Source organism: Patulibacter sp. SYSU D01012, assembly GCF_017916475.1.
GTDB lineage: Bacteria > Actinomycetota > Thermoleophilia > Solirubrobacterales > Solirubrobacteraceae > Patulibacter.
The window spans coordinates 987364-1007580 of sequence record NZ_JAFMTB010000001.1 but is presented as its reverse complement, the minus strand read 5'-3'; the positions used below and the strand labels follow the sequence as shown (position 1 = coordinate 1007580).

The window sequence follows — 20217 nt, the reverse complement described above, 5'->3', positions numbered from 1 at the left end:
GCGCGGGCCTCAGACGGTCCGGCCCTCGATCCGCCGCTGCAGCTCGGCGACGCGGTCGGCGCGCGAGGCGCGGGACGCCTGCGGATCCGCCGGCTCCACCTCGCCGGCGCGGACGTGGCGCTCGACGTCGTCGAGCACGTCGTCCGTCGGGCGGCGGGCGACGTGGCCGCCGAGGCGCGCCAGCAGCAGGTCGAGCTTCTCGGGCTCGTCCTCCTCGATCTCGGCCACGAGCGCCGTCGCGCCGACGGGCAGCTCGGCGACCGCGGCGATCAGCGCGTCCTCCTCGCGCACGTCCTGCGGGCCGCCCTCGTCGGCGCCGATGCGCGCCCCGATCCCCCAGCCGACGAGCGCCCCGAGCGGGCCGCCGAGCATCCCGACGACGCCGCCGAGCACGCTGCCGCGCGTCAGGCCGGCGGGGATCGCGTCCTCGAGCTCTCCCACGCGGACCTCGCCGTCCGGGTGCACCTGCACGGTGACCGCGGCGTGCAGACGCAGGTGCTCGTTGCGGGCGGCCTGCTCGAGCACGCGCAGCGCGTCGTGGGCGCGGGCCGGCTCGTCGAAGCGGACCGAGATGACGTTGTCCTGCACGTGCGCCTCCGGGGCGGGGTCGGGCGGCGATCGTAGCGCCGGCGCGGCGGCGTGCCGGTCGGCGTGGTGCCGGTCGGCGCACGCGACCGGCAGCCGCCACGGCCCAGCGCCGCCCGCCCGGGCGCGGCCGTCCAGCCGGCTCAGCCGTCGCGGCGCTCGTAGGCCGCGCCCAGCCCGACGCCGAGCGCCAGGCCGACGCCCATGCCGAGCGCCAGGTTGCCGAGCGCCAGGCCGATGGCGGCGCCGAGCGCGATGCCGATGCCGAGACCGGCGGAGGTCGCGGAGCTGACGGCACCGCGGGAGGGCTTGCGCGGATCCTGCTCGGGGGACATGCCCGCACCCTGGCAAGCCGGCCGCGGGCTGTCCAGCCCCGCGCGCCGGCCGGTACGGTCCGGGCATGGCGAAGCAGCGCCCCATCCGCCGCGAGACCGGGCTCGTGTGGTCCAGCGACGACGGCGACCTGCGGCGCGCGCAGGACCCGGGCGCGCCGTCCGGGGGCGCGGGACGCGGTGGGCGCGGCGGCGGTGGACGGGACGGGAGCGGCGGCAGTGCGGGGCGCGGCGGCAGCGGCCAGGGCGGCGGCCGGGTGAAGGTGCGGCGCGAGACCGCCGGCCGGCGCGGCAAGACGGCGACGACCGTCTCGAACGTCCCCCTCGACGACGCGGGCCTGCGCGATCTGGCCAAGCGGCTGAAGAAGCGCTGCGGCGTCGGCGGGTCCGCGAAGGACGGCGTCATCGAGATCCAGGGCGACCACCGCGACGTGGTCGTCGAGACGCTGCGCGCCGAGGGCTTCGACGTGGTGCTCGCCGGCGGCTGAGCCCGGCGGGGCGGCGTCGCTCGGGCCCGCCCGCCGATCCCCGCGCCCGCGGCGCGCGGACGACCTGTCACGATGGGGCCTCACGAGTCGCCGCGGCCGCGCCGTCCCACGGGGCGGCGGCGGCCTGCGAGGGGGCGTGTGCCCCGGCCTCTGGCGCTCTGCCCCTCCCGGCCGCCGGGGACCTGCCGAGGGGGGCGGAGATCGAAGGACCCGTGTCCACGGAAGACCAGAACGACGGCGCCTCGGGCGAGGTCCTCGCGCGCCTGTCGGAGTGCGTCGTGCGCTGCCTGCGCGACTACACCGGCCGCGGCCCCATGCGGGCCCGCGCCATCCTCAACGGCGACGTGGCGGTCGTCGTCGCCTACGACACCCTGACCAAGGGCGAGCGCGTCCTGGCCGACCACGGCGGCGTCGAGGACGTCCTGGCGATCCGGCGCCGCTTCCAGCAGGCGATGCGACCCGAGTTGCGGGCGCAGGTGGAGTCGGTCCTGGGCCGCCAGGTGTTGTCCGTGATGAGCACGAACAGCACCGATCCGGACTGCTCGGTCGAGCTGTTCCTGCTCGGCGGGCCGCTCGAGGGGTAGCGGCCGGGGCTGCGCCCGCCCCGGCGCGTACGGGCCCCGCTCGGCGTCTGCGATCCGCGCCCCGTCCCGTTCCGCCGCCCAGCGCCGCGCGCCGTTGGGCCCGGACCGGCGCCTGCTCGCCGCGTTCCACCGCCGAACGCCGCGAGCCGTTGCGTCGCGTCCGGCGCCTGCCCGCGTTCCGCCCCTACCGTCGCCTCGAACGCGCGCCGCCCGGGAGAGCCGCGCACCGTCGACGGCCGGCGAGGCGGACGCCGAGCCGCCGCCCATCACGGCCTGTGCCCCCTGCCGTCCGGCCGTCCCGAGCCCACGCCCGTGCCCGCGCCGGCCGGCGTGGCGGGCGGCGTCCACCCGGGTACACGGACGAGCGCACCCCGCCGCAGGGCGGCCCACGACCCGGAGATCCGACCCGTGACCACGAACCTCGCCCCCACCGTCAAGCTGCCCAACGGCCACGAGATGCCGCGCCTGGGCCTCGGCACCTGGCCGATGGACGACGCCGAGGTCGAGCGCGCCGTCGTCGACGCCGTCGGGATGGGCTACCGCCTGATCGACACGGCGTTCAACTACGGCAACGAGGTCGGCGTCGGCCGCGGCATGGCGGCCAGCGGGGTGCCGCGCGAGGAGCTGTTCGTCACGACGAAGCTCAACAAGGAGGACCACGGCGTCGACGAGGCGCAGCGGGCCTTCGAGCGCAGCGCGCAGAAGCTGGGCGTCGACTACCTCGATCTGCTGCTCATCCACTGGCCCAACCCCGCGCAGGACACGTACGTCGACGCCTACAAGGGGCTGGTCAAGCTGCTCGAGGACGGCCGCGTCAAGGCGATCGGCCTGTCGAACTTCAAGCCCGCGCACGTCGACCGCGTGCTCGAGGCCACCGGCGTCACCCCCGACGTCGACCAGATCGAGCTCGACCCGACGAAGGCCCGCGCCGACACCCGCGCGTACCTGGCCGACAAGGGGATCGTCTGCGAGGCGTGGAGCCCGATCGGCCAGGGCGGCGACCTGCTGCAGAACGACGTCATCGCCGGCATCGCCCAGGCCCACGACCGCACCCCGGCCCAGATCGTCCTGCGCTGGCACATGGAGCTCGGCAACGTGACGGTGCCCAAGTCGTCCAACCCCGAGCGGATGCGGAAGAACCTGGACATCTTCGACTTCGCGCTCGGCGAGGACGAGGTCGCGGCGATCAGCGCGCTGGACGAGGGCGAGGGCGGCGTGACCGACTCGGACGAGTTCGGGCACTGAGGGGCGGGCGCGGCGAGCGGCGACGGCCAGCACGGCGACGCTCGCCGCCCGGCGCGCCGGAGACGCCGGACAGCAACGCCGGGAGTCACGGCGTGCCGCCGCGCCGGAGTGCGGGCCGTCGTGGTGCGGCTGCGGGGATCCGAGGACGCGGCATGCTCCGCCCGAGCTGCGGCAGGTACCGCCCCGGGTGAGGGGAGTGCGGCCCGAGGGCGAGGCGGGTTCCGCCCGAGGTGTGGGCAGTGCAACCCGAGGGCGAGGCGGGTTCCGCTGGTGAGGCGGATCCGTGCGACATAGCGACCTCGATCCGCCTCACCAGCGCTTCCCGCATCGCTATGGGCACGGCGCACCTCAGTCGCGCGCTGGACCCCCTCGCTCGTGCGCTGGACCCGCCTCACCCGCGGGCGGCCCGCCCCGGCTGCGCGCCGCGCCGCGGCCGCGGCCGTCCGCCTTCCCCGCGCGCTGCGCCCCACAACGCGATCGCCCCGCCCCACGCCGCGCACCGCCGCACCCGCGTCGCGGGCCGGCGGCCCCGCCGCACCCTCGCCCCGCGCCGGCGACCGCCGCGGAGCTACGCGGCCCCCACCACCCCCATCGCCCCGCCCGCCGCGAACTGCGGCACGCAGCCGTCCTCGAACGGGATCCCCACCCGCAGCAGCGCCGGGCCGGGCTCGGACAGCAGCGCCTCGAGGGCGTCGTCCACGTCGGCCGGGTCGTCGATCGAGCGAGTCCACACGCCGAAGCCGCGGCCGAGGGACTCCCAGTCCAGGCCGGGCAGGGTCGAGGCCATGCGGCGGCCGGCGTAATGGGTGTCCTGCTGCTCGCGGACCATGCCGAGCGAGGCGTTGTCGAAGAGCAGGACCTTGACCGGCAGGCCGGTCTCGGCGGCGGTCGCGAGCTCCTGCAGGTTCATGAGCATCGAGCCGTCGCCGCTGACGCAGACGACGGGGCGCTCGCCGTCGCCCGCGTCGGCCGCCGCGCGCGCCGCGCCGATCGCCGCCGGCAGGCCGAAGCCCATCGTGCCCAGGCCGCCCGACGTCAGCCAGCGGCGCGGGCCGCCGAAGCGCAGCCGCTCCGCCGCCCACATCTGGTGTTGGCCGACGTCGGTCGTGACGATCGCCTCGCCCGCCGCCAGCGAGCTCAGGCGGTCGAGGGTCGCCTCCGCCGAGATCGCGTCCTCGCCGTGCGCCGGCGCCGCCGCGGCGAACCGCTCCCGCCACGCCGCGATGCGCGCCCACCAGCCCGCCAGCCGCGCGGGGTCCGGCGCGATCTGCGTCAGCCGGGCCGCGATGCCCTCGAGCGCCAGCCGCGCGTCGCCGACCACCGGCACGTGCGCATCGACGTTCTTGCCGACCTCGGCCGCGTCGACGTCCACGTGCACCACGCGCGCCCGCGGCGCGAACGCCCGCAGGTCGCCCGTCACTCGGTCGTCGAACCGCGCGCCGACCGCGACGATCAGGTCGGCGTCCTGCAGCGCGGCGTTCGCCGTCGGCGCGCCGTACATCCCCGGCATCCCGAGCCACCGCTCGTCCGTCCCGGGGAACGTGCCCAGCGCCATCAGCGTGGTGACCACCGGCAGGTCGAAGTCCCGCCCCAGCGCGGTCAGGGCGTCGGCCGCGTCGGCGTGCACGACGCCGCCGCCCGCCAGCACGACCGGCCGCTCGGCCACCGCGATCGCCTCGGCCGCCCGACGGATCTGGCCGCCGTTCGGCGTCGCCCGCGTGCGGTAGCCCGGCAGCGAGACGGGGCCGTCCGCGGCGCGCGCCGGCGCCTTCGCCAGGTCGGACGGCACGTCGACGACGACCGGCCCCGGCCGCCCGGTCCGCGCGACGTGGAACGCCTCGTGGATCGCGGCCGCGATCTCGTCCGCCCGCTCGACGGCGATCGAGTGCTTGACGATCGGCGCGGTCATGCCGATGACGTCGCACTCCTGGAACGCGTTCGTGCCGCGCAGCGTCGTCGGCACCTGGGCGGTGACGAAGACCGTGGGGACCGAGTCGGCGTGCGCGTCGGCGATCGCGGTGACGAGGTTCGTCGCGCCCGGGCCGCTCGTGACGAGCGCCACCCCGACGCGGCCGCTCGCCTTCGCGTAGCCCTCGGCCGCGTGGCCGGCGGCGGCCTCGTGGCGCACGAGCACGTGCTCGATCGGCGACGCGTGCAGGGCGTCGTGGATCGGCAGCGACGCGCCGCCCGGCAGGCCGAAGACCGTCTGCACGCCCTCGGCGAGCAGCGCCCGGACGAGCCGGTCGGCGCCGCGGACGGTGCGGCCGGGCGCGGGCGGGGCCGGGGTCGACGCGCCGGCGGCGGTGGACCGCGCGGCCTCCGCGGCAGCCCAGGACGACGCGCGCGTCGGGGCGTCGGCAGCCTCCGCGGCAACCGAGGACCGGGCGCTCGGCGCGGCGTCCGCGGCGGCGTCGGGCGACGCGCTCGTCGGAGCGCCGGCGGCGCCCGGGGCGGACGAGGACCAGGACGACATCAGGCGCCCTCCTGCGGACGGGTCGCGGGCGGCGGGGCGACGCTCGCGGCGAGGATCCGCGGGTCGTAGGTGACCATCATGCCCAGGCCCGTGGCGGGGACCTGGCTGCGGTGCTGGGTGGGCGGTGTGGTGGAGGCGGGTGTGGATGTCGGGGTATGCGGACGCACGAGTGCGCTCCCTTCGCAGGAACGGGGCGGGGCGGACGGCGGATCGAGGAGGAGCTGGGCGGGAACGCGCGGGCGGCCACGAGGGCCGAGCGAGGGCGGTTCCGGTGCCTAGCGGACGCCGGCCGTGAGGCCGGCTACGAGCACGCCGCGGCGGACGCCTACTACGGCGTCCGCGGGAATAAGCGGCGTGATGTGACGGATCGTCACAGGTCCATCATGCACGAGCGGCGCCGATCGGGCAACCCCGGACCGTCCGCGGCGGACGGCCGTGCGGGCCGCCGACGCGCGGCGCTCCCGTGCTCCGGAGGGTCAGGCGCGGGCGCTCGCCGGGACGTCGGACGGGCGCAGCGCGAGCAGCCGCGGGTCGAAGACGACCATCGCGCCGAGGCCCGTGGAGGGCACGCGGCTGCCGGGCAGCGGCGACGGAGCGGCGGGGGCGGGAGCAGTGAGCGGGCGCACGGTGATCGCCCCGGTGATCGGCCGGGGACGGCGACGCGCGCACTCGCCGGCGGACGTCCGTACGAGCGGCAGCGGGCCGGACGCGCCGCTCGGACGGGCGTCTACGGGATTTCCCGCAGGAGGGCGTCCGGCGACCCCGTCCGCCCCAAGTCTCCTGTCGGGCGGCCGATCACCCCTGCGTCCGTCCGCGCCCGCGGACGGCGTCCGTCCGCCGCGCGCGGGACGGACGCACCGGCGCCCGTGCGCCATCGCCGTCCCACACCCGAAAGCCCCATGAGCTCAGATCCCTTCCGCTACGCCCGCGTCTCCGCCGTCCTCGGCGCGCTCGGCGTCGCCGCCCTCTTCCCTGCGCTGGCTTCGGCGCAGAACACGGCGCCGTCGCCGACGCCGCACCCGGCGATGTTCCAGCGCCTCGTCGGCGCCGACTCCGAGAACGGCACGATCGAGACGATCCTGCACGGCCGGTTCAACAACGACGACCGGCAGACCGTCGCGACCGTCTCCGCGGCCGGGGCGAAGGCCAACGGCGACGACGCCCCGGCGGCCGTCGCCCTGTTCGGCGACACCGGCACCGGCGCCTACGGGCTGCTGCGCAGCGTCCCGCTCACGGGCTCGTACGCGCTCGCGTCCACCGCCGGCATCGTCGACGACAGCGGCAAGGAGGCCGTCGTCGTGGTGAGCGCCGACGACACGGGCAGCCGGCTCGAGACCTTCGACCTGCACGCCGGCCTGACGCACCAGACGATCGCCGTCCAGGGCATCGCCAAGGGCGTGGCCGTCGGCCGCTTCCTGCCCGGCCTCGGTCGCGTCATCGCCATCAGCCTGGGTGGCGACAAGGTCGCCTTCTACCGCGCCGACGCCGACGGACTGCACCTGGTCGACCGGGTGGCGAACGTCCCATACTCGGCGCTCGGCGTCGGCACCAGCCAGATGACCCCGGCCACGGAGTCGCTGTTCACCCGCAGCGACGACAGCCGCACCACCCTGCGATGGGAGTTCCAGCCCGTCGACAGCGACGGCAGCACTCCCACGTTCCGCGCGGTCCAGACCGGCGGCGGCGGGCAGCCGTTCGCCGCGGACCAGAACCTCGTCGCGCAGGACCTCGATCCGTACGGGAAGCGCTGGTACACCATGCGCGGCGACGGCAGCTCCACGAGCTGGATCCGCGGCGGCGGCTCGCTGTCGCTGTTCGGCGGCGGTCCCTTCATGCGGATCCTCGGCACGACCGGGGCCCCCGTCGTCCTGGACGTCTACGGGCGCGACCGCGCCTACGACGTGCTCTCCCTCGGCTCGGGCGCCATGTGGCAGCAGAACGTCGTCACCGGAGCCAACACGCTCGCCGCCAACCCCTCGCCGGGGACCGTGGCAGCGGCTCTGGACGTCGACGGCGACCACCGAGACGACCTCGCCGTGGCCGAGGGCACCGCCGTGTCCCTGTACCGCAACGTCACCACGGCCCCGAAGCCCGCGCTGGAGCCGAGCGCCCTGACGCCGTCCGTGCACGACGCAGCCGGCGACGTGCAGGTCGTGACGTCGAAGCGCTTCGATCTCACCGTCCCGACCGACGACGGCGACGAGTACCAGTGCGCGCTCGACGCCGAGGACTCCTGGCGCCCCTGCGTCGGCATCGACGTCCCCGCCTTCGAGACCACGGACGGCCCGCACCTGGTGCGCGTGCGCCGCCGTGTCGTCGGCACGCAGTTCTGGGGGCCTGAGCAGACCATCGCCTTCCGCGTCGACGCCAGCGTCCCGGCCAAGCCGACCGTCCAGGGCCCGAGCGGCCGGACGAACTTCCCGCAGTACCACGCCGACCCGGTGCCGGGCGCCGCCCTGCAGTACCGCGTCGACGACGAGCCGGGCTGGCACCAGACCGACGGGTGGGTCGGCCTGTTCGGCCTGCAGGACGGCCTGCACACGGTCCGGTTCCGCGCCTACGACGCGGCGCGCGAGGTCGCCTCGGAGGAGACGACCGTCGGCTTCGAGCTCGACACGGTCGACCCGAAGGCCCCGACGAAGCTCGCCGGCCCGGACGAGACGACCGCGACGAGCAGCCGCAGCGCGACGTTCGGCTTCGACGGCGAGCCGGACGCGACGTTCCAGTGCCTGCTCGACGAGAAGATCCAGTACACCGCCGCCGGCGCGGCGCGCACGCCCGGCCCCCGGTGGGTCGACTGCACGTCGCCGTGGACCGTCGACGACCTGTCCCTGGGCCAGCACACCATGCTGATCCGCCAGACCGACGCCGCCGGCAACCACGGCGAGCCCGCGGAGTGGACGTGGACGGTCGTCGAGCCCGCGCCGGCCCCCGAGGCCCCGGCTCCCGCCCCCGCGAAGGAGACGCCCAAGCCGACGCCCGCCGCGCCCGCGCCCGCCCCGGCCCCCGCCCCCGCGCCGGCCGCCAAGCCCGTCGAGGCGAAGCTGTCCGTCGGCGTGCCGGCGGGCAAGGGCAAGACCCCGACCGCGACGGCCACCGGCCGCCGCGTGGCCGTCGGCTGCGCGTCGCCGGGCGCCACGGACTACCGCTGCACCGTGACGGTGACCCGCGGGGGGAAGACCGTCGGCGAGGGCCGCCGCACCGGCGCCGGCGTCGTCCCGGTCGACCTGTCCCCGGCCACGGCCCGCAAGGTCCAGCGCCTGGGCGGTCTGAAGGTCCGCGTGACGCTCGCCGTGAAGACGGCCGACGGCACGACCGAGCGCACGCACAAGACCGTGCGCGTGCTGCCGAAGAAGGTCGTCGTCGTCCCGACGGACGGGCTGTTCGCGTTCGACTCGGCGACCCCGTCGCGGGCCGGTCGCGCGCTCGCCGCGTCGCTCGCGCGCCAGCTCGACGGCGCGCGCACGATCACGATCGTGGGCCACACCGACGCCGTCGGCTCCGCCGCGGTCAACCGCCGCCTGGGCCAGCGCCGCGCCGAGGCGTTCCGTCGCCTGCTCGCCGCCGCCGGCTTCGACGGCGAGGTGGCCGTGCGCTCGGCCGGCGACACCGAGCCGCGCGCGTCGAACGCCACGAAGGGCGGCCGCGCGCTCAACCGCCGCGTCGAGATCGACGTGCGCTACTAGCCCGCGCCCGGCCGGCCCGAGCCTCTCGGGCCGGCCGGGCGCCCCGCGCCGCGGCACGGGCTACGACGTTCGTCCACGGGGAACGGCCGCCCGCGCGGAATGTGGGGGCTGCGCCTTCACTTCCGGGGCCCCGCGGCCGATGCTCCCTCCACCACGGGTGGACAGCCGCCGCGTGGAAGTCCCCCCACCGAGGCTCGACCCATGCCCCACTCCCACCCCGCGCGGTTCTTCCGCGCCACCGCTCTCGGCGTCGTCGCCGTGGGCCTCGTCCTCCCCGCCGCCGCGTCCGCGACCCCGCTGCCGGCCCTCCCCACGTACGCGCCCACGTTCGAGAAGGCGACCACCGTCGGCACGGACGGCGGGCCGGTGCGCTTCGTCGTCCACGGACGGTTCGGCCCCGGCGGCGAGGAGCGGATCGCCGCGGTGACCCTTCCCGGCACCGGGAGCGCGCCGGGCAGCGAGTTCTCCATCTCCGGCGTGTCGCTGTTCGAGCCGTCCGGGACGGGCGTGGCGCTGGTCGACGGGAGCTTCGGCTTCTACGACGACGCGCAGCCCGTGGCCGCGGCGGCCGCCGACGTCGGCGAGGCCGGGCGGGACGCCATCGCCGTCGCGTCGAGCAGCGAGAGCGGCAGCGCGGGGGTCCTGCACCTCGTCGACCCCGTGACGCAGGGCCAGGACGCCTTCGGGCTGACGGGCCAGCCGGTCGCCCTCGCCGCCGGGCGCTTCCTGCCGGGTCGTCCGCCGGTCGTCGCCGTCTCGCTGCAGGACGGCGTGGTCGTCTTCTTCGGGAAGCGGGACGACGGGACGCTCGGGCAGGTCGGCACCGCGTCGGGCATCCCGACCGGCCCCCTGTCGCGCGGCCGGCGGACGGACGCCGTGGACGCCGACGCGCTCGTCGCGTCGACCTCCAGCGCCCCGGGCCAGGTCCTCGAGCTGAACGAGGATGCGGGTGCGCCCGGGACGTACGTGGCGACGCGGGTCGCCGGGTTCGGCCAGCCGTTCGGCCGGGCGGCGGGCCGCGTCGCGGCCGACGAGGACGTCACCGGCGCGCGCTGGTTCTCGTACCCCGACGGCGACGCGAGCACGCTGAGCGCGTTCCGGACCGACGGCACGACCGAGGTCGACCAGCACGTCCTGTCGGGCCAGCTGCAGGCGGAGATCGGCACGCCGATCGCCCTGGACCTCTACGGCCGCGGGTCGCGCGGCACGGTCGCCGCGCTCGACGGGACGCGGCTGGAGACCTTCGACGTCCGCACCCTCCGCCAGCACACCACGCCGCTGACGAGCGAGCGCGTCGGGGCGGCGCTCGACGTCGACGGCGACCGTCGCGACGACCTGGTCCTCGCCGACGGCGCCTCCGTGACGCTGTACCGCAACGACACGGGCACGAAGGAGGAGGCGCCCGCCTTCACCGGCACGGAGCTCGCGCCGTCGCGGTACGACGCGCAGGCCGGGATCGCGGTCGTTCGCAGCCGCACGTTCGAGCTCGTGACGCCCTCGGACACCGACGACGCCTACGAGTGCGCCCTCGGCGACGGCGCGTGGAAGGCGTGCCGCAGCGACTCCGGAGGGCCGGCGTTCTCCGTCCCCGCCGACGGGTCGTACGAGCTGCGGGTGCGCCGCCGCGCCGCCGGCACCGACTTCTGGTCCGCGCCGCAGACGATCGCGTTCCGCGTCGACACGGTCAGCCCGGACGCCCCGGTCCTCATCGGCGGGCCGGCGCGGGAGACCACCGAGCGCAGCGCCACGTTCACGTTCGAGGGCGAGGCCGGCGGCAGCTACGAGTGCCGCATCGACCGCCAGTCGTCCCCGGTGCTGATGCGCGCCTCGGACGGCTGGGAGCCGTGCACGTCGCCGTGGACGGTCGACGACCTCGCCCTCGGCGCGCACGTCGCCGAGATCCGCCAGACCGACGCGGCGGGCAACCAGGGCGCGACCACGACGGTCGCCTGGACGGTCGTCGCGCCGACGCCGGCCGCGCCGACGCCGACCCCGGCCCCGGCGACCCCGCCGGCCGCGCCCGCCCCGACGCCGGTCGCCCCCACCCCCGCCCCCGACGCGCCGATCGCCGCCGAGCTGGCCGTCGGCGGCCCGGCCAAGCGCGGCGAGACGCCCGTCGCCACGGTCACGGGGCGCCGGGTCGCGGTCGGCTGCGCCGCCCCCGGGGCCGCGGACTACCGCTGCACGGTGACCGTCACGCGGGGCGGCCGGACCGTCGGCACCGGCCGCCGCACGGGGTCGGGCGTCGTCCCGGTCGACCTGGACCGCGCGACGGCCCGCAAGGTGCAGCGCCTCGGCGGCCTGCGCGTCCGCGTCACGCTGACGGTGAAGGCCGACGACGGCCGCACGTCGAAGGTCCGCAAGACCGTGCGCCTGCTGCCGCGCAAGGTCCTCGTGGTGCCCACCGACGGGCTCTTCGCCTTCGACTCCGCGACGCCCAGCCGCGCGGCCGACCGCCTCGCCCGGCGGATCGCGCGTCAGCTCGACGGCGCGCGGACGATCACCATCGTCGGCCACACCGACGCCCGGGGCACCGCCGCCGTCAACCGCCGACTCGGCGAGCGTCGGGCCGAGGCGTTCCGCCGCCTGCTCGCCCGGCACGGCTTCGACGGCCGGGTGACGGTCCGCTCCGCGGGCGACACCGAGCCGCGGACGAGCAACGCGACCGAGCGCGGCCGCGCGCTCAACCGCCGCGTCGAGATCGACGTGCGCTACTAGCGCCCGCTCCGCGCACCGCCCTCGGGGGTGCGCGGAGGGCGGCGACCGCGGCGGCGGCCCGACCGGCGGCGCTCCGCGCGACGCGGTCGGTGGCGCCCCGGCGTCCTTGCCCGCGAGCGGCCCGCGCCCGTAGGCTGGCGACCGCCGCGCGGCCATCCCGGCCGCGCGCTCCCGGGAGGCCCGCATGACGACCCGCACCGCGTACCGCACCTGCCCGCTCTGCGAGGCCACCTGCGGCCTGGAGCTGACGCTCGAGGACGACCGCGTGACGAAGGTGCGCGGCGACCGCGAGCACGTCTTCTCGCGAGGCTTCCTGTGCCCGAAGGGCGTGTCGATCGCCGAGCTGCACGACGACCCGGACCGCCTGCGCGCCCCGCTCGTGCGGCGCGACGGCGAGCTGGTCGAGGCGACCTGGGACGAGGCCTTCGCCGAGGTCGACCGGCTGCTGACGCCGCTGCTCGCCGAGCACGGCCGCAACGCCTGCGGCATCTACCTGGGCAACCCCAACTCGCACACGCTCGCGGGGACGATCTACGCGCCGCTGCTGGCGAAGGCCCTGGGCACGCGGAACGTCTTCAGCGCGTCGACGCTCGACCAGATGCCCAAGCACGTCAGCTCGGGGCAGCTGTTCGGCACGCCGCTCTCGATCCCGATCCCGGACCTGGACCGCACGGACCACCTGCTGATCCTCGGCGCCAACCCGCTCGCGTCGAACGGCAGCCTGATGACGGCCCCGAACGCCCGCGGGCGGATCCGCGCGATCCGGGCCCGCGGCGGGAAGGTCGTCGTCGTGGACCCGCGGCGCTCCCGCACGGCGGAGGAGGCCGACGAGCACGTCGCGGTGCGCCCCGGCGGCGACGCGCTGCTGCTCCTCGGCATGGTCCACACGCTCTTCGCCGAGGGCCTGACGGCGCCGGGCCGGCTCGCCGCCCTGACGAACGGGATCGACGAGGTCCGCCGGGCGGCCGAGCCGTTCGCGCCCGAGCGGGTCGCGGAGCGCTGCGGCGTGCCGGCGGACGACATCCGCCGGCTGGCGCGCGAGCTGGCCGCCGCCCCGACCGCCGCGGTCTACGGCCGCATCGGCACGTGCACCGTCCCCTTCGGCACCGTCACCTCGTGGCTCGTCGACGTCCTCAACGTCCTGACGGGCAACCTGGACCGGCCGGGCGGCGTGCTCTTCACCACCCCCGCCACGGGCGCGCCGCACACGAAGGGCGAGCCCGGGCGCGGCCGCGGCATGCTGCTCGGCCGCTGGGCCAGCCGGGTGCGCGGGGCCGGCGAGGTCATGGGCGAGCTGCCGACGTCGGTCATGGCCGAGGAGATGGAGACGCCGGGCGAGGACCGGCTGCGGGCGCTGATCACCGTCGCCGGCAACCCCGCGCGCTCGGCCCCCGACTCGGAGCGCCTGGAGGCCGCGATGGCCGGCCTCGACGCCCTGATCTGCGTCGACGTCTACCGCAACGAGACGACGCGCCACGCGCACGTGGTGCTGCCGCCGCCGTCCGTCCTGGAGAAGAGCCACTACGACCTCGTCTTCACCCAGCTGGCGGTGCGCAACGTCGCGGTGTGGTCGCCGCCGGTCCTGCCGGCCCCGGACGGCGCGCTGCAGGAGTGGGAGATCCTGCTGCGGCTCGTCGGCGTCGTCACCGGGCAGGGCCCGGACGCCGACGTCGCCGCGATGGATGGCTTCGTCGCGGCCGAGGCCGCGCGGAAGGAGGCCCGCTCGCCGGCGTCGCCGCTGCACGGCCGCGAGCCCGGCGACGTGCTGGCCGAGCTGGTCGACGCCGACGGCGCGCCGCGGACCGGGCCGGCGCGGATGGTCGACCTGCTGCTGCGCGCCGGCCCGCACGACCTGACGCTGGCCGACCTGGAGGCCGCGCCGCACGGCGTGGACCTCGGCCCGCTGCAGCCGCGACTGCCGGACGCGCTGCGCACGCCGAGCGGCCGCATCGAGCTGGCGCCCGCGCCGATCGTGGCCGACCTGCCGCGCCTGGCGACCGAGCTCGACGAGCCGGTCGACCCCGACGCGCTCGTCCTCGTCGGCCGCCGGCACCTGCGGTCGAACAACTCGTGGATGCACAACCTGCCGCTGCTGGCCGGCGGCCCGGCGCGCTGCACGCTGCAGGTGCACCCCGACGACGCCGCGCGCCTGGGGCTGGAGAACGGCGCGGACGCGCGGATCGCCTCGCGCGCCGGCGAGGTGCAGGCGCCCGTCGAGGTGACGGACGCCATCCGGCCCGGCGTGGTCTCGCTGCCGCACGGCTGGGGCCACGACGCCCCGGGCGCCCGCCTGGACGTCGCGGCGCGCCGGCCGGGCACGAACTCGAACGTCCTGACCGACGACGCGCAGACCGACGCGATCTCGGGGACCGCCGTCCTGAACGGGATCCCCGTGACGGTGCGGGCCGCCGCGCGGGTGGCGGTCGCCGCGGACTGACCCGGGCGTCCCGTGCGGGCGGCGCCGCCGCTGCCGCCGTCCTCGCTGGCCGCCCGTGGACGCGGCGGCCCGGCGGCCGGCGCGCACGGGCCGGACGGCGCGCCGCCCGGCCGCCTACGGCACCAGCACGACCTTGCCGCGCCGCCCGCGCTCCTCGACCAGGCGGTGCGCCTCGGCCGCGTCGGCCAGCGGCACGGTCTGCGACACCCGGGTCTTCAGGCGCCCGGCGGCGACCTGGCCGACGAGGTCCTCGAGCGCCGGGGTGTCCTGCTCGATGAGCATCGGCCGCAGCGTCACGCCGGAGTCGGGGTCGGGCTTCTCGCGCAGGGCGCGCGTGGTGACGATCGTGCCGCCGCGGGCCGCGGCCGGGAAGGCGTCGGCCCCGACGGGGACGGCGTCGAAGACGTACGGGAACGTGCCGATCGCGGACAGGTCGGCGTCGCGCGGCAGCACGGTGTCGGCCCCCAGCTCGCGCACCCACGCCTCGTCGTCGGTGCCGGCGACCGCGGTGACCTGCAGGCCCTGCTCCTTCGCCAGCTGCACCGCGAACGAGCCGACCGCGCCGGACGCGCCCGTGATCAGCAGCTCGTCGCCGGCCGCCGCGCCGAACAGGCGCAGCGCCTGCTGGGCCGTCAGCGCGTTGAGCGGCACGGTCGCCGCCTGCACCGGGTCGAGCCGGTCGGGCAGCGGCACGAGCCAGTGGGCCTCGAGCAGCACGAGCTCGGCGTAGGCGCCGAAGCGGCCGCCCGCCGCGTACCAGGGGATCATCCCGACGACGTGGTCGCCCGGAGAGAAGTCGTGGACCCCGTCGCCGACCGCGACGACCTCGCCGGCCAGGTCCCAGCCCAGGACGTACGGCGGGCCCTCGATGCCGAAGTTCGGCGGGTACAGACCCTGGCGGGCCGCGACGTCGGTCGGGTTGACGTTGGCCGCGGCGAGGCGGACGACGGCCTGGTCGACGGCGGGCTCGGGGTCCGGACGGTCCTGCACCTGCAGCACCTCGGGGCCGCCGGCCTGCGTGACGACGACGGCCTTCATCGGGCGCTCCCGGTGGGCGTGGACGCGGCCGCCTGGGCGCGCGGAGCGGGGATGGTCGGCATGCGGGGACTCCCTTTCGTCGTGGTCGGGACCTACGGGCGACGCTAGCCGACCGCGCCGGGCGGCCCGGCGGGACGAGGGATCGGCGCCGGCCCGACGCGGCGGGCGCGACGCGCCGAGCGCCGACGCGCCAGGCCCACGGACCGCCGATCCTCGCGTGCTACAAGCACTCCATGGCGCGCCGCCCCCTCCCCGCCCCGTCGGGCCGCCCCTAGGTGCCGGCGCCGTCCCGCTTCGGCCGCCTGCGGGCGAGCCTGACGATGGATCTGTCGCCGCTGCGCGAGTCCCGTGACCTGCGGCTGCTGATCCTGGGCTCGACCCTGACGGGGCTGGGCACGCAGGCGACCCTCGTCGCGCTGCCGTACCAGCTGTACGTGCAGACGCACTCGCCCGCGCAGTCCGGGCTGCTCGGGGCGTTCGAGCTGCTGCCCCTCGTCGCGCTGTCGCTCTACGGCGGCGCGCTCGCCGACCGGGTGGACCGGCGGCGGGTGCTGCTGCTCGTGCAGATCGCGCTCGTGCTGCTGTCGGGCGCGCTCGCCGTCGGCGCGTACCTGGGCGAGCCGCCCGTGGCGCTGCTGTACGTCCTCGGCGCGCTGCTCGCGGGCGGCAACGCGGTGCAGAACGTCATGCGCTCGTCGATCGTGCCCAACGTCGTCCCGCCCGGCAAGCTGCGGCCGGCGCTGGCGCTGTCGTTCGGCCTGATGCAGGTGACGATGGTGGTCGGCCCGGCGCTCGGCGGCGTCCTGATCGCCGTCGGCGGCCTGGGCACGGCCTACGCGATCGACGCCGCCACCTGCCTGGGGATGGTCGCGTCCGTCCTGCCCCTCTCGCCGCAGGCGCCGCGCGGCGCGACCGTCGACGACGTGGGCGTGTGGCGATCGATCGGCGAGGGCCTGCGCTTCGTCCGCTCGCGCCGCGCGCTGCTGGGCTCGTTCGCGATCGACCTGTCGGCGATGACCTTCGGCATGCCGCGCACGCTCTTCCCCGTCCTGTCGCTCTCCGTCTACCACGCGGGCGCGACGGGGACCGGGCTGCTGAACGCCGCCGTGTCGGTCGGCGCGACGGCCGCCGCCCTGACCGCCGGGTGGCTCGACGGCGCGCGGCGGCTGGGGCGGATCGTCGTCGTGGCGGTGATCGCGTGGGGCGCGGCGATCGCGGTCGCCGGCCTGGTCCCGTCGCTGGGGCTGGCGATGCTGCTGCTCGCGCTCGCGGGCGCCGCCGACAGCGTCTCGGCGGTCTGCCGGTCGACGATCAACCAGACCGTCACGCCGGACGCCATGCGCGGCCGCATGTCGTCCGTCTTCTCCCTCGTAGTGCAGAGCGGGCCGCGGCTGGGCGACGTCGAGGGCGGCGCGGTCGCGTCGCTGACCTCGGCGCGCTTCTCCGTCGTCTCCGGCGGGGTGGCGTGCGTGGCTGCCGCCGGGCTGATCGCGGTGGCGTTCCCGGCGCTGCTGGCCTACGACGCCGACGTCGCCGAGGCCGAGCTGGCCGAGGCGACCGCGCAGGCCGACGCGGCCGCGGCCGCCGGGCCGGCGTAGGCCGGGCGGCGGGCGCTGCGGCGCGGCTCGTCACGCGCGCTGGGGGCGCGGGCGGTCCGGCCGTCCCGCCTCGCGCCCGCGACGTCGCTCCCCGCCGACCAGCCGGTGCGCACGCCGTACAGCGCCGATGCGCCACAACTTCCGCGCCCGGGGCGGGTTCCTACCCCTGAACGATCGCGCCGACGAGGCCCGCCGCACGCCGCGGCGCCCGAGCCAGCCGGCGCGTCTCTCCCCCGCCCCCGCCCAAGGAGCCCACGTGCCGCGCCCCCTCCGGTCGCGCCGTAGAGCGCTCGTGGCCCTGGCCGCCGCGACGTGCTTCGCCGCCCCCGCCGCCCTCGCCCCACCCGCCCCCGCCGCCAGCTCGATGGCCGTCTCCCTCGCGGACGACGGCGTCCTGAACGGCCGGCACGGCGATCCCGCCCCGATCGTGGAGGCGTGGAAGCGCGCGGGCGTCGACGACGTCCGGCTGTTCGCGCAGTGGTCGCACATCGCGCCCGACACGAACGCCGTGCGCCCGCCGAAGGGCTTCGACGACACCGCCGAGGGCGCCTACGACTTCCGGGCGCTGGACCGCAAGATCGACCTGGTCCGCGCCCACGGGATGAGCGTCACGCTGACGGTCACCGGTCCCGGGCCGGTGTGGGGATCGAAGGAGCCCGCGCGCCGCAACCCGCGCTGGAAGCCCGACCCGCGGCGGTTCGGCCGCTTCGCCACGGCGGTCACGAAGCACGTCGCCGACCGCGTCGACCGCTACGTCGTCTGGAACGAGCCGAACGTCGCGACGTGGCTGCAGCCGCAGTTCCGCTGCACCGGCGCCGGCCGCTGCGTCTCGTACGCGCCGCACCTGTACCGCGAGCTCGCCTCGGCGGGCTACGCCGCCATCCGGCGCCAGGACCCGTCCGCGACGATCGCCATCGGCGCGACGTCGTCGAAGGGCGACCAGTACTCCACGCGCGTGAACGCCACCACCCAGCCGCTGACGTTCCTGCGCGAGATGGCCTGCGTCACCGCGCGCTACCACCGCCGCAAGGGCGGATACTGCCGCGGGTTCCGCGCCGCGCGGGGCAACGTGCTGGCCTACCACCCGCACTCGAACAAGCTCACGCCCGGCCAGCGCAGCCCCAGCCGGAACGACGCGCGGATGGGCGACCTGTCGCGCCTGACGACGGTGCTGGACAAGCTGACCCGCGCCCGGCGCATCTCCGCGGTCGGCGTGAAGCGCAAGCGCCTGCCGCTGTGGCTCGACGAGTACGCCTACGAGACCAACCCGCCGGACCACCGCCTGGGGATCTCGCTCGCGAAGCAGTCCGCGTGGTCGCAGTGGGGCTGGTGGACCGCCGCGCGCAACCCGCGCGTGAAGCTGCTGACGCACTACGAGTGGCGCGACGAGGCGATCGCCGAGGACGACGAGCTCGCCCACGGCTGGCAGTCCGGCCTGTACTTCGTCGACGGCCGCGCGAAGCCGCTGGCCCAGGCGTTCCCCAATCCGATCTTCGGCTGGCGCACGAGCCGCTCCGCCGCCGTCTGGGGCCAGGTGCGCCCCGGCCGCGGCAAGGTCCGCGTGCAGCTGCAGCGCCGCTCCGGCGGCGCGTGGCGACCGTACAAGACGGTGACGACCAACTCGTACGGGGCGTTCGAGGTCCGCGTGCCGCGCTCCTCCAGCGCCCGCTACCGGTACACGTACGCCTCGCCCGCGGACGGCGCGACCGTCGCCAGCACCAGCACGACGCTCCGGCGCCGCTGACCCCCTGCCCCCCGGCGCGCGCGGCCGCCGCCGCGCCGCCAGACTCCCACCCGCCCTCTCACCCTCGAGGAGGACCCTCTCCATGCCCCTGCACGCCCATCCGCCCCGCGCCCTGCGCCGTCTGCTGCTCGCGCTCGCCACCCTCGTCGCCGTCCTGACGGTCGCCGCGCCCGCGCGGGCCGCCAGCCCGACGTGGGGCCTGGCCGACCAGAAGTCCGAGATCTTCGGCACCCCGGAGTTCGGCGAGCTGCACGCGGCCGGGATGGACACGGCCCGCCTCGTGGTCCGCTTCGACGCGCTCAAGTACCGCAAGAACCGGAAGTACAAGCACTACGCCGCGACCATCGACGCGTGGCTGCGCGGCGCCCAGGCGGCGGACGTCCGCCCGCTCGTCTCCTTCTGGATCACCGTGACGAACTCGAAGTCGCTGCGGAAGAGCATCTCGGAGAAGCGCTACATGCAGGAGTTCCGGCGCTTCCGCAAGGCGTACCCGTGGGTGCGGGACTTCTCGATCTTCAACGAGCCCAACCTGACCGGGCCGTTCAAGCGCAACCCGCGCGCGCTCGGGCGGATCTACAAGGCCGTCCGGCACGAGCTGCGGAACTGCAGGAGCTGCCGGGTGCTCGGCGGCGACCTGCACCTGACGTCGGGCGCGTCCGCCGGGGCCTACGCCGCCGAGGTCCGCCGCGGCGCCCGCCGCACGATCGGCCTGTGGGGCCTGAACAACTACAACGACGTCAACGACCGCACGTACCGCAACACCGCGTCGTTCCTGCGCACGTCGGCCGTCCGCCGGGCCAAGGTCTGGATCACGGAGTCCGGCGGCGTCTACGCCCGCAAGCTGTCCTCGGAGCGCAAGAACCCGTTCCTCGCGCAGCGCAAGAAGGCGAAGAGCGACAGCGCCCGCGAGAAGTACCAGTACGAGGCGACGCGCTTCTACAAGCGCCTCGTGACGAAGTACCGCCGCCAGATCCAGCGCGCCTACATCTACCAGCTGCAGTCCGAGCCGAACGACCGCTGGAAGCGCGGCAGCCGCAACGGCTCCTGGGACTCCGGCCTGCTGGACCCGAAGGGCGAGCCGCGCAAGGCGTTCGACTACGTGCTCCGGCACGTGCTGTAGCGCGCCGCCTGCGTCCTGCGCGACCGTAGTTCGCCGCAGGACGCAGGCGGCGCTGGACGTTCCGTCGCCGCAGCGATCGGCCGAACGTCCGGAAGGGATCAGGACGGGAGCGACCGGCCGACCGAAGGGGCCATCCGGCGGCTACCGCCCGTAGCCGTCGTCCCGGTCC

15 protein-coding genes are annotated in these 20217 nt (G+C 76.6%); 9 read left to right on the top strand and 6 right to left on the bottom strand.

What is annotated here, in order from left to right; translation table 11 throughout:
- Nucleotides 1–9: 9 nt before the first annotated feature.
- The gene (locus tag J3P29_RS19665; protein WP_210491828.1) at nt 10–588 is read right to left on the bottom strand and encodes a DUF1269 domain-containing protein; all 579 of its coding nucleotides are present in this window, start codon (nt 586–588) and stop codon (nt 10–12) included.
- Between the two features lie 140 nt (nt 589–728).
- On the bottom strand, nt 729–920 hold the full coding sequence (locus tag J3P29_RS04450; RefSeq protein ID WP_210491827.1) for a hypothetical protein: 192 nt from the start codon (nt 918–920) through the stop codon (nt 729–731).
- Nucleotides 921–985: 65 nt separating this feature from the next.
- On the opposite strand from J3P29_RS04450, the gene J3P29_RS04445 reads away from it, so the two are divergent.
- The 3 genes from J3P29_RS04445 (at nt 986) to J3P29_RS04435 (ending at nt 3234) form a co-directional block, all read left to right on the top strand.
- On the top strand, nt 986–1405 hold the full coding sequence (locus J3P29_RS04445) for a stress response translation initiation inhibitor YciH (RefSeq protein ID WP_210491826.1): 420 nt from the start codon (nt 986–988) through the stop codon (nt 1403–1405).
- Nucleotides 1406–1617: 212 nt separating this feature from the next.
- The gene (locus J3P29_RS20645) at nt 1618–1989 is read left to right on the top strand and encodes a Na-translocating system protein MpsC family protein (protein ID WP_210491825.1); all 372 of its coding nucleotides are present in this window, start codon (nt 1618–1620) and stop codon (nt 1987–1989) included.
- A 456-nt stretch (nt 1990–2445) separates the two neighbouring features.
- Nucleotides 2446–3234 carry an aldo/keto reductase gene (locus tag J3P29_RS04435; protein ID WP_210492995.1) on the top strand — a complete coding sequence of 263 codons (789 nt, stop codon included), beginning with the start codon at nt 2446–2448 and terminating at the stop codon, nt 3232–3234.
- A 568-nt stretch (nt 3235–3802) separates the two neighbouring features.
- On the opposite strand, the gene ilvB is transcribed toward J3P29_RS04435, so the two are convergent.
- The 3 genes from ilvB to J3P29_RS04420 all read right to left on the bottom strand — a co-directional run bounded on the left by ilvB (nt 3803) and on the right by J3P29_RS04420 (nt 6333).
- Nucleotides 3803–5707: a biosynthetic-type acetolactate synthase large subunit gene (gene ilvB / locus J3P29_RS04430; protein ID WP_210491824.1), complete on the bottom strand. Its 1905-nt coding sequence runs from the start codon at nt 5705–5707 to the stop codon at nt 3803–3805.
- On the bottom strand, nt 5707–5874 hold the full coding sequence (locus tag J3P29_RS04425) for a hypothetical protein (protein WP_210491823.1): 168 nt from the start codon (nt 5872–5874) through the stop codon (nt 5707–5709). Before J3P29_RS04425 ends, ilvB begins: the two co-directional genes overlap by 1 nt.
- Before the next feature lie 309 nt (nt 5875–6183).
- Nucleotides 6184–6333 carry a hypothetical protein gene (locus J3P29_RS04420; protein ID WP_210491822.1) on the bottom strand — a complete coding sequence of 50 codons (150 nt, stop codon included), beginning with the start codon at nt 6331–6333 and terminating at the stop codon, nt 6184–6186.
- Between the two features lie 273 nt (nt 6334–6606).
- Here J3P29_RS04420 and J3P29_RS04415 point away from each other — a divergent pair, with 273 nt between their 5' ends.
- The 3 genes from J3P29_RS04415 (at nt 6607) to J3P29_RS04405 (ending at nt 14548) form a co-directional block, all read left to right on the top strand.
- Nucleotides 6607–9393 carry an OmpA family protein gene (locus J3P29_RS04415; protein WP_210491821.1) on the top strand — a complete coding sequence of 929 codons (2787 nt, stop codon included), beginning with the start codon at nt 6607–6609 and terminating at the stop codon, nt 9391–9393.
- 201 nt (nt 9394–9594) lie between these two features.
- On the top strand, nt 9595–12111 hold the full coding sequence (locus J3P29_RS04410; RefSeq protein ID WP_210491820.1) for an OmpA family protein: 2517 nt from the start codon (nt 9595–9597) through the stop codon (nt 12109–12111).
- 184 nt (nt 12112–12295) lie between these two features.
- The gene (locus J3P29_RS04405) at nt 12296–14548 is read left to right on the top strand and encodes a molybdopterin-dependent oxidoreductase (protein WP_210491819.1); all 2253 of its coding nucleotides are present in this window, start codon (nt 12296–12298) and stop codon (nt 14546–14548) included.
- A gap of 114 nt (nt 14549–14662) precedes the next feature.
- On the opposite strand, the gene J3P29_RS04400 is transcribed toward J3P29_RS04405, so the two are convergent.
- A complete protein-coding gene (locus J3P29_RS04400; RefSeq protein WP_210491818.1) occupies nt 14663–15586 on the bottom strand; it encodes an NADP-dependent oxidoreductase in 924 nt (307 codons plus the stop codon).
- A 275-nt stretch (nt 15587–15861) separates the two neighbouring features.
- On the opposite strand from J3P29_RS04400, the gene J3P29_RS04395 reads away from it, so the two are divergent.
- From J3P29_RS04395 to J3P29_RS04385, 3 genes are all read left to right on the top strand, one after another.
- A complete protein-coding gene (locus J3P29_RS04395; RefSeq protein WP_210491817.1) occupies nt 15862–17184 on the top strand; it encodes an MFS transporter in 1323 nt (440 codons plus the stop codon).
- A 256-nt stretch (nt 17185–17440) separates the two neighbouring features.
- On the top strand, nt 17441–18928 hold the full coding sequence (locus J3P29_RS04390; protein ID WP_210491816.1) for a hypothetical protein: 1488 nt from the start codon (nt 17441–17443) through the stop codon (nt 18926–18928).
- Between the two features lie 82 nt (nt 18929–19010).
- Nucleotides 19011–20048: a hypothetical protein gene (locus tag J3P29_RS04385; RefSeq protein WP_210491815.1), complete on the top strand. Its 1038-nt coding sequence runs from the start codon at nt 19011–19013 to the stop codon at nt 20046–20048.
- Nucleotides 20049–20217: the final 169 nt, after the last annotated feature.

Bases quoted from the DNA above. Each gene is read 5' to 3' on its own strand.
- J3P29_RS04450 (WP_210491827.1), bottom strand. From the start codon at position 920: ATGTCCCCCGAGCAGGATCCGCGCAAGCCCTCCCGCGGTGCCGTCAGC.
- J3P29_RS04445 (WP_210491826.1), top strand. From the start codon at position 986: ATGGCGAAGCAGCGCCCCATCCGCCGCGAGACCGGGCTCGTGTGGTCC.
- J3P29_RS04435 (WP_210492995.1), top strand. From the start codon at position 2,446: ATGCCGCGCCTGGGCCTCGGCACCTGGCCGATGGACGACGCCGAGGTC.
- ilvB (WP_210491824.1), bottom strand. From the start codon at position 5,707: ATGTCGTCCTGGTCCTCGTCCGCCCCGGGCGCCGCCGGCGCTCCGACG.
- J3P29_RS04415 (WP_210491821.1), top strand. From the start codon at position 6,607: ATGAGCTCAGATCCCTTCCGCTACGCCCGCGTCTCCGCCGTCCTCGGC.
- J3P29_RS04410 (WP_210491820.1), top strand. From the start codon at position 9,595: ATGCCCCACTCCCACCCCGCGCGGTTCTTCCGCGCCACCGCTCTCGGC.
- J3P29_RS04405 (WP_210491819.1), top strand. From the start codon at position 12,296: ATGACGACCCGCACCGCGTACCGCACCTGCCCGCTCTGCGAGGCCACC.
- J3P29_RS04400 (WP_210491818.1), bottom strand. From the start codon at position 15,586: ATGAAGGCCGTCGTCGTCACGCAGGCCGGCGGCCCCGAGGTGCTGCAG.
- J3P29_RS04385 (WP_210491815.1), top strand. From the start codon at position 19,011: ATGCCCCTGCACGCCCATCCGCCCCGCGCCCTGCGCCGTCTGCTGCTC.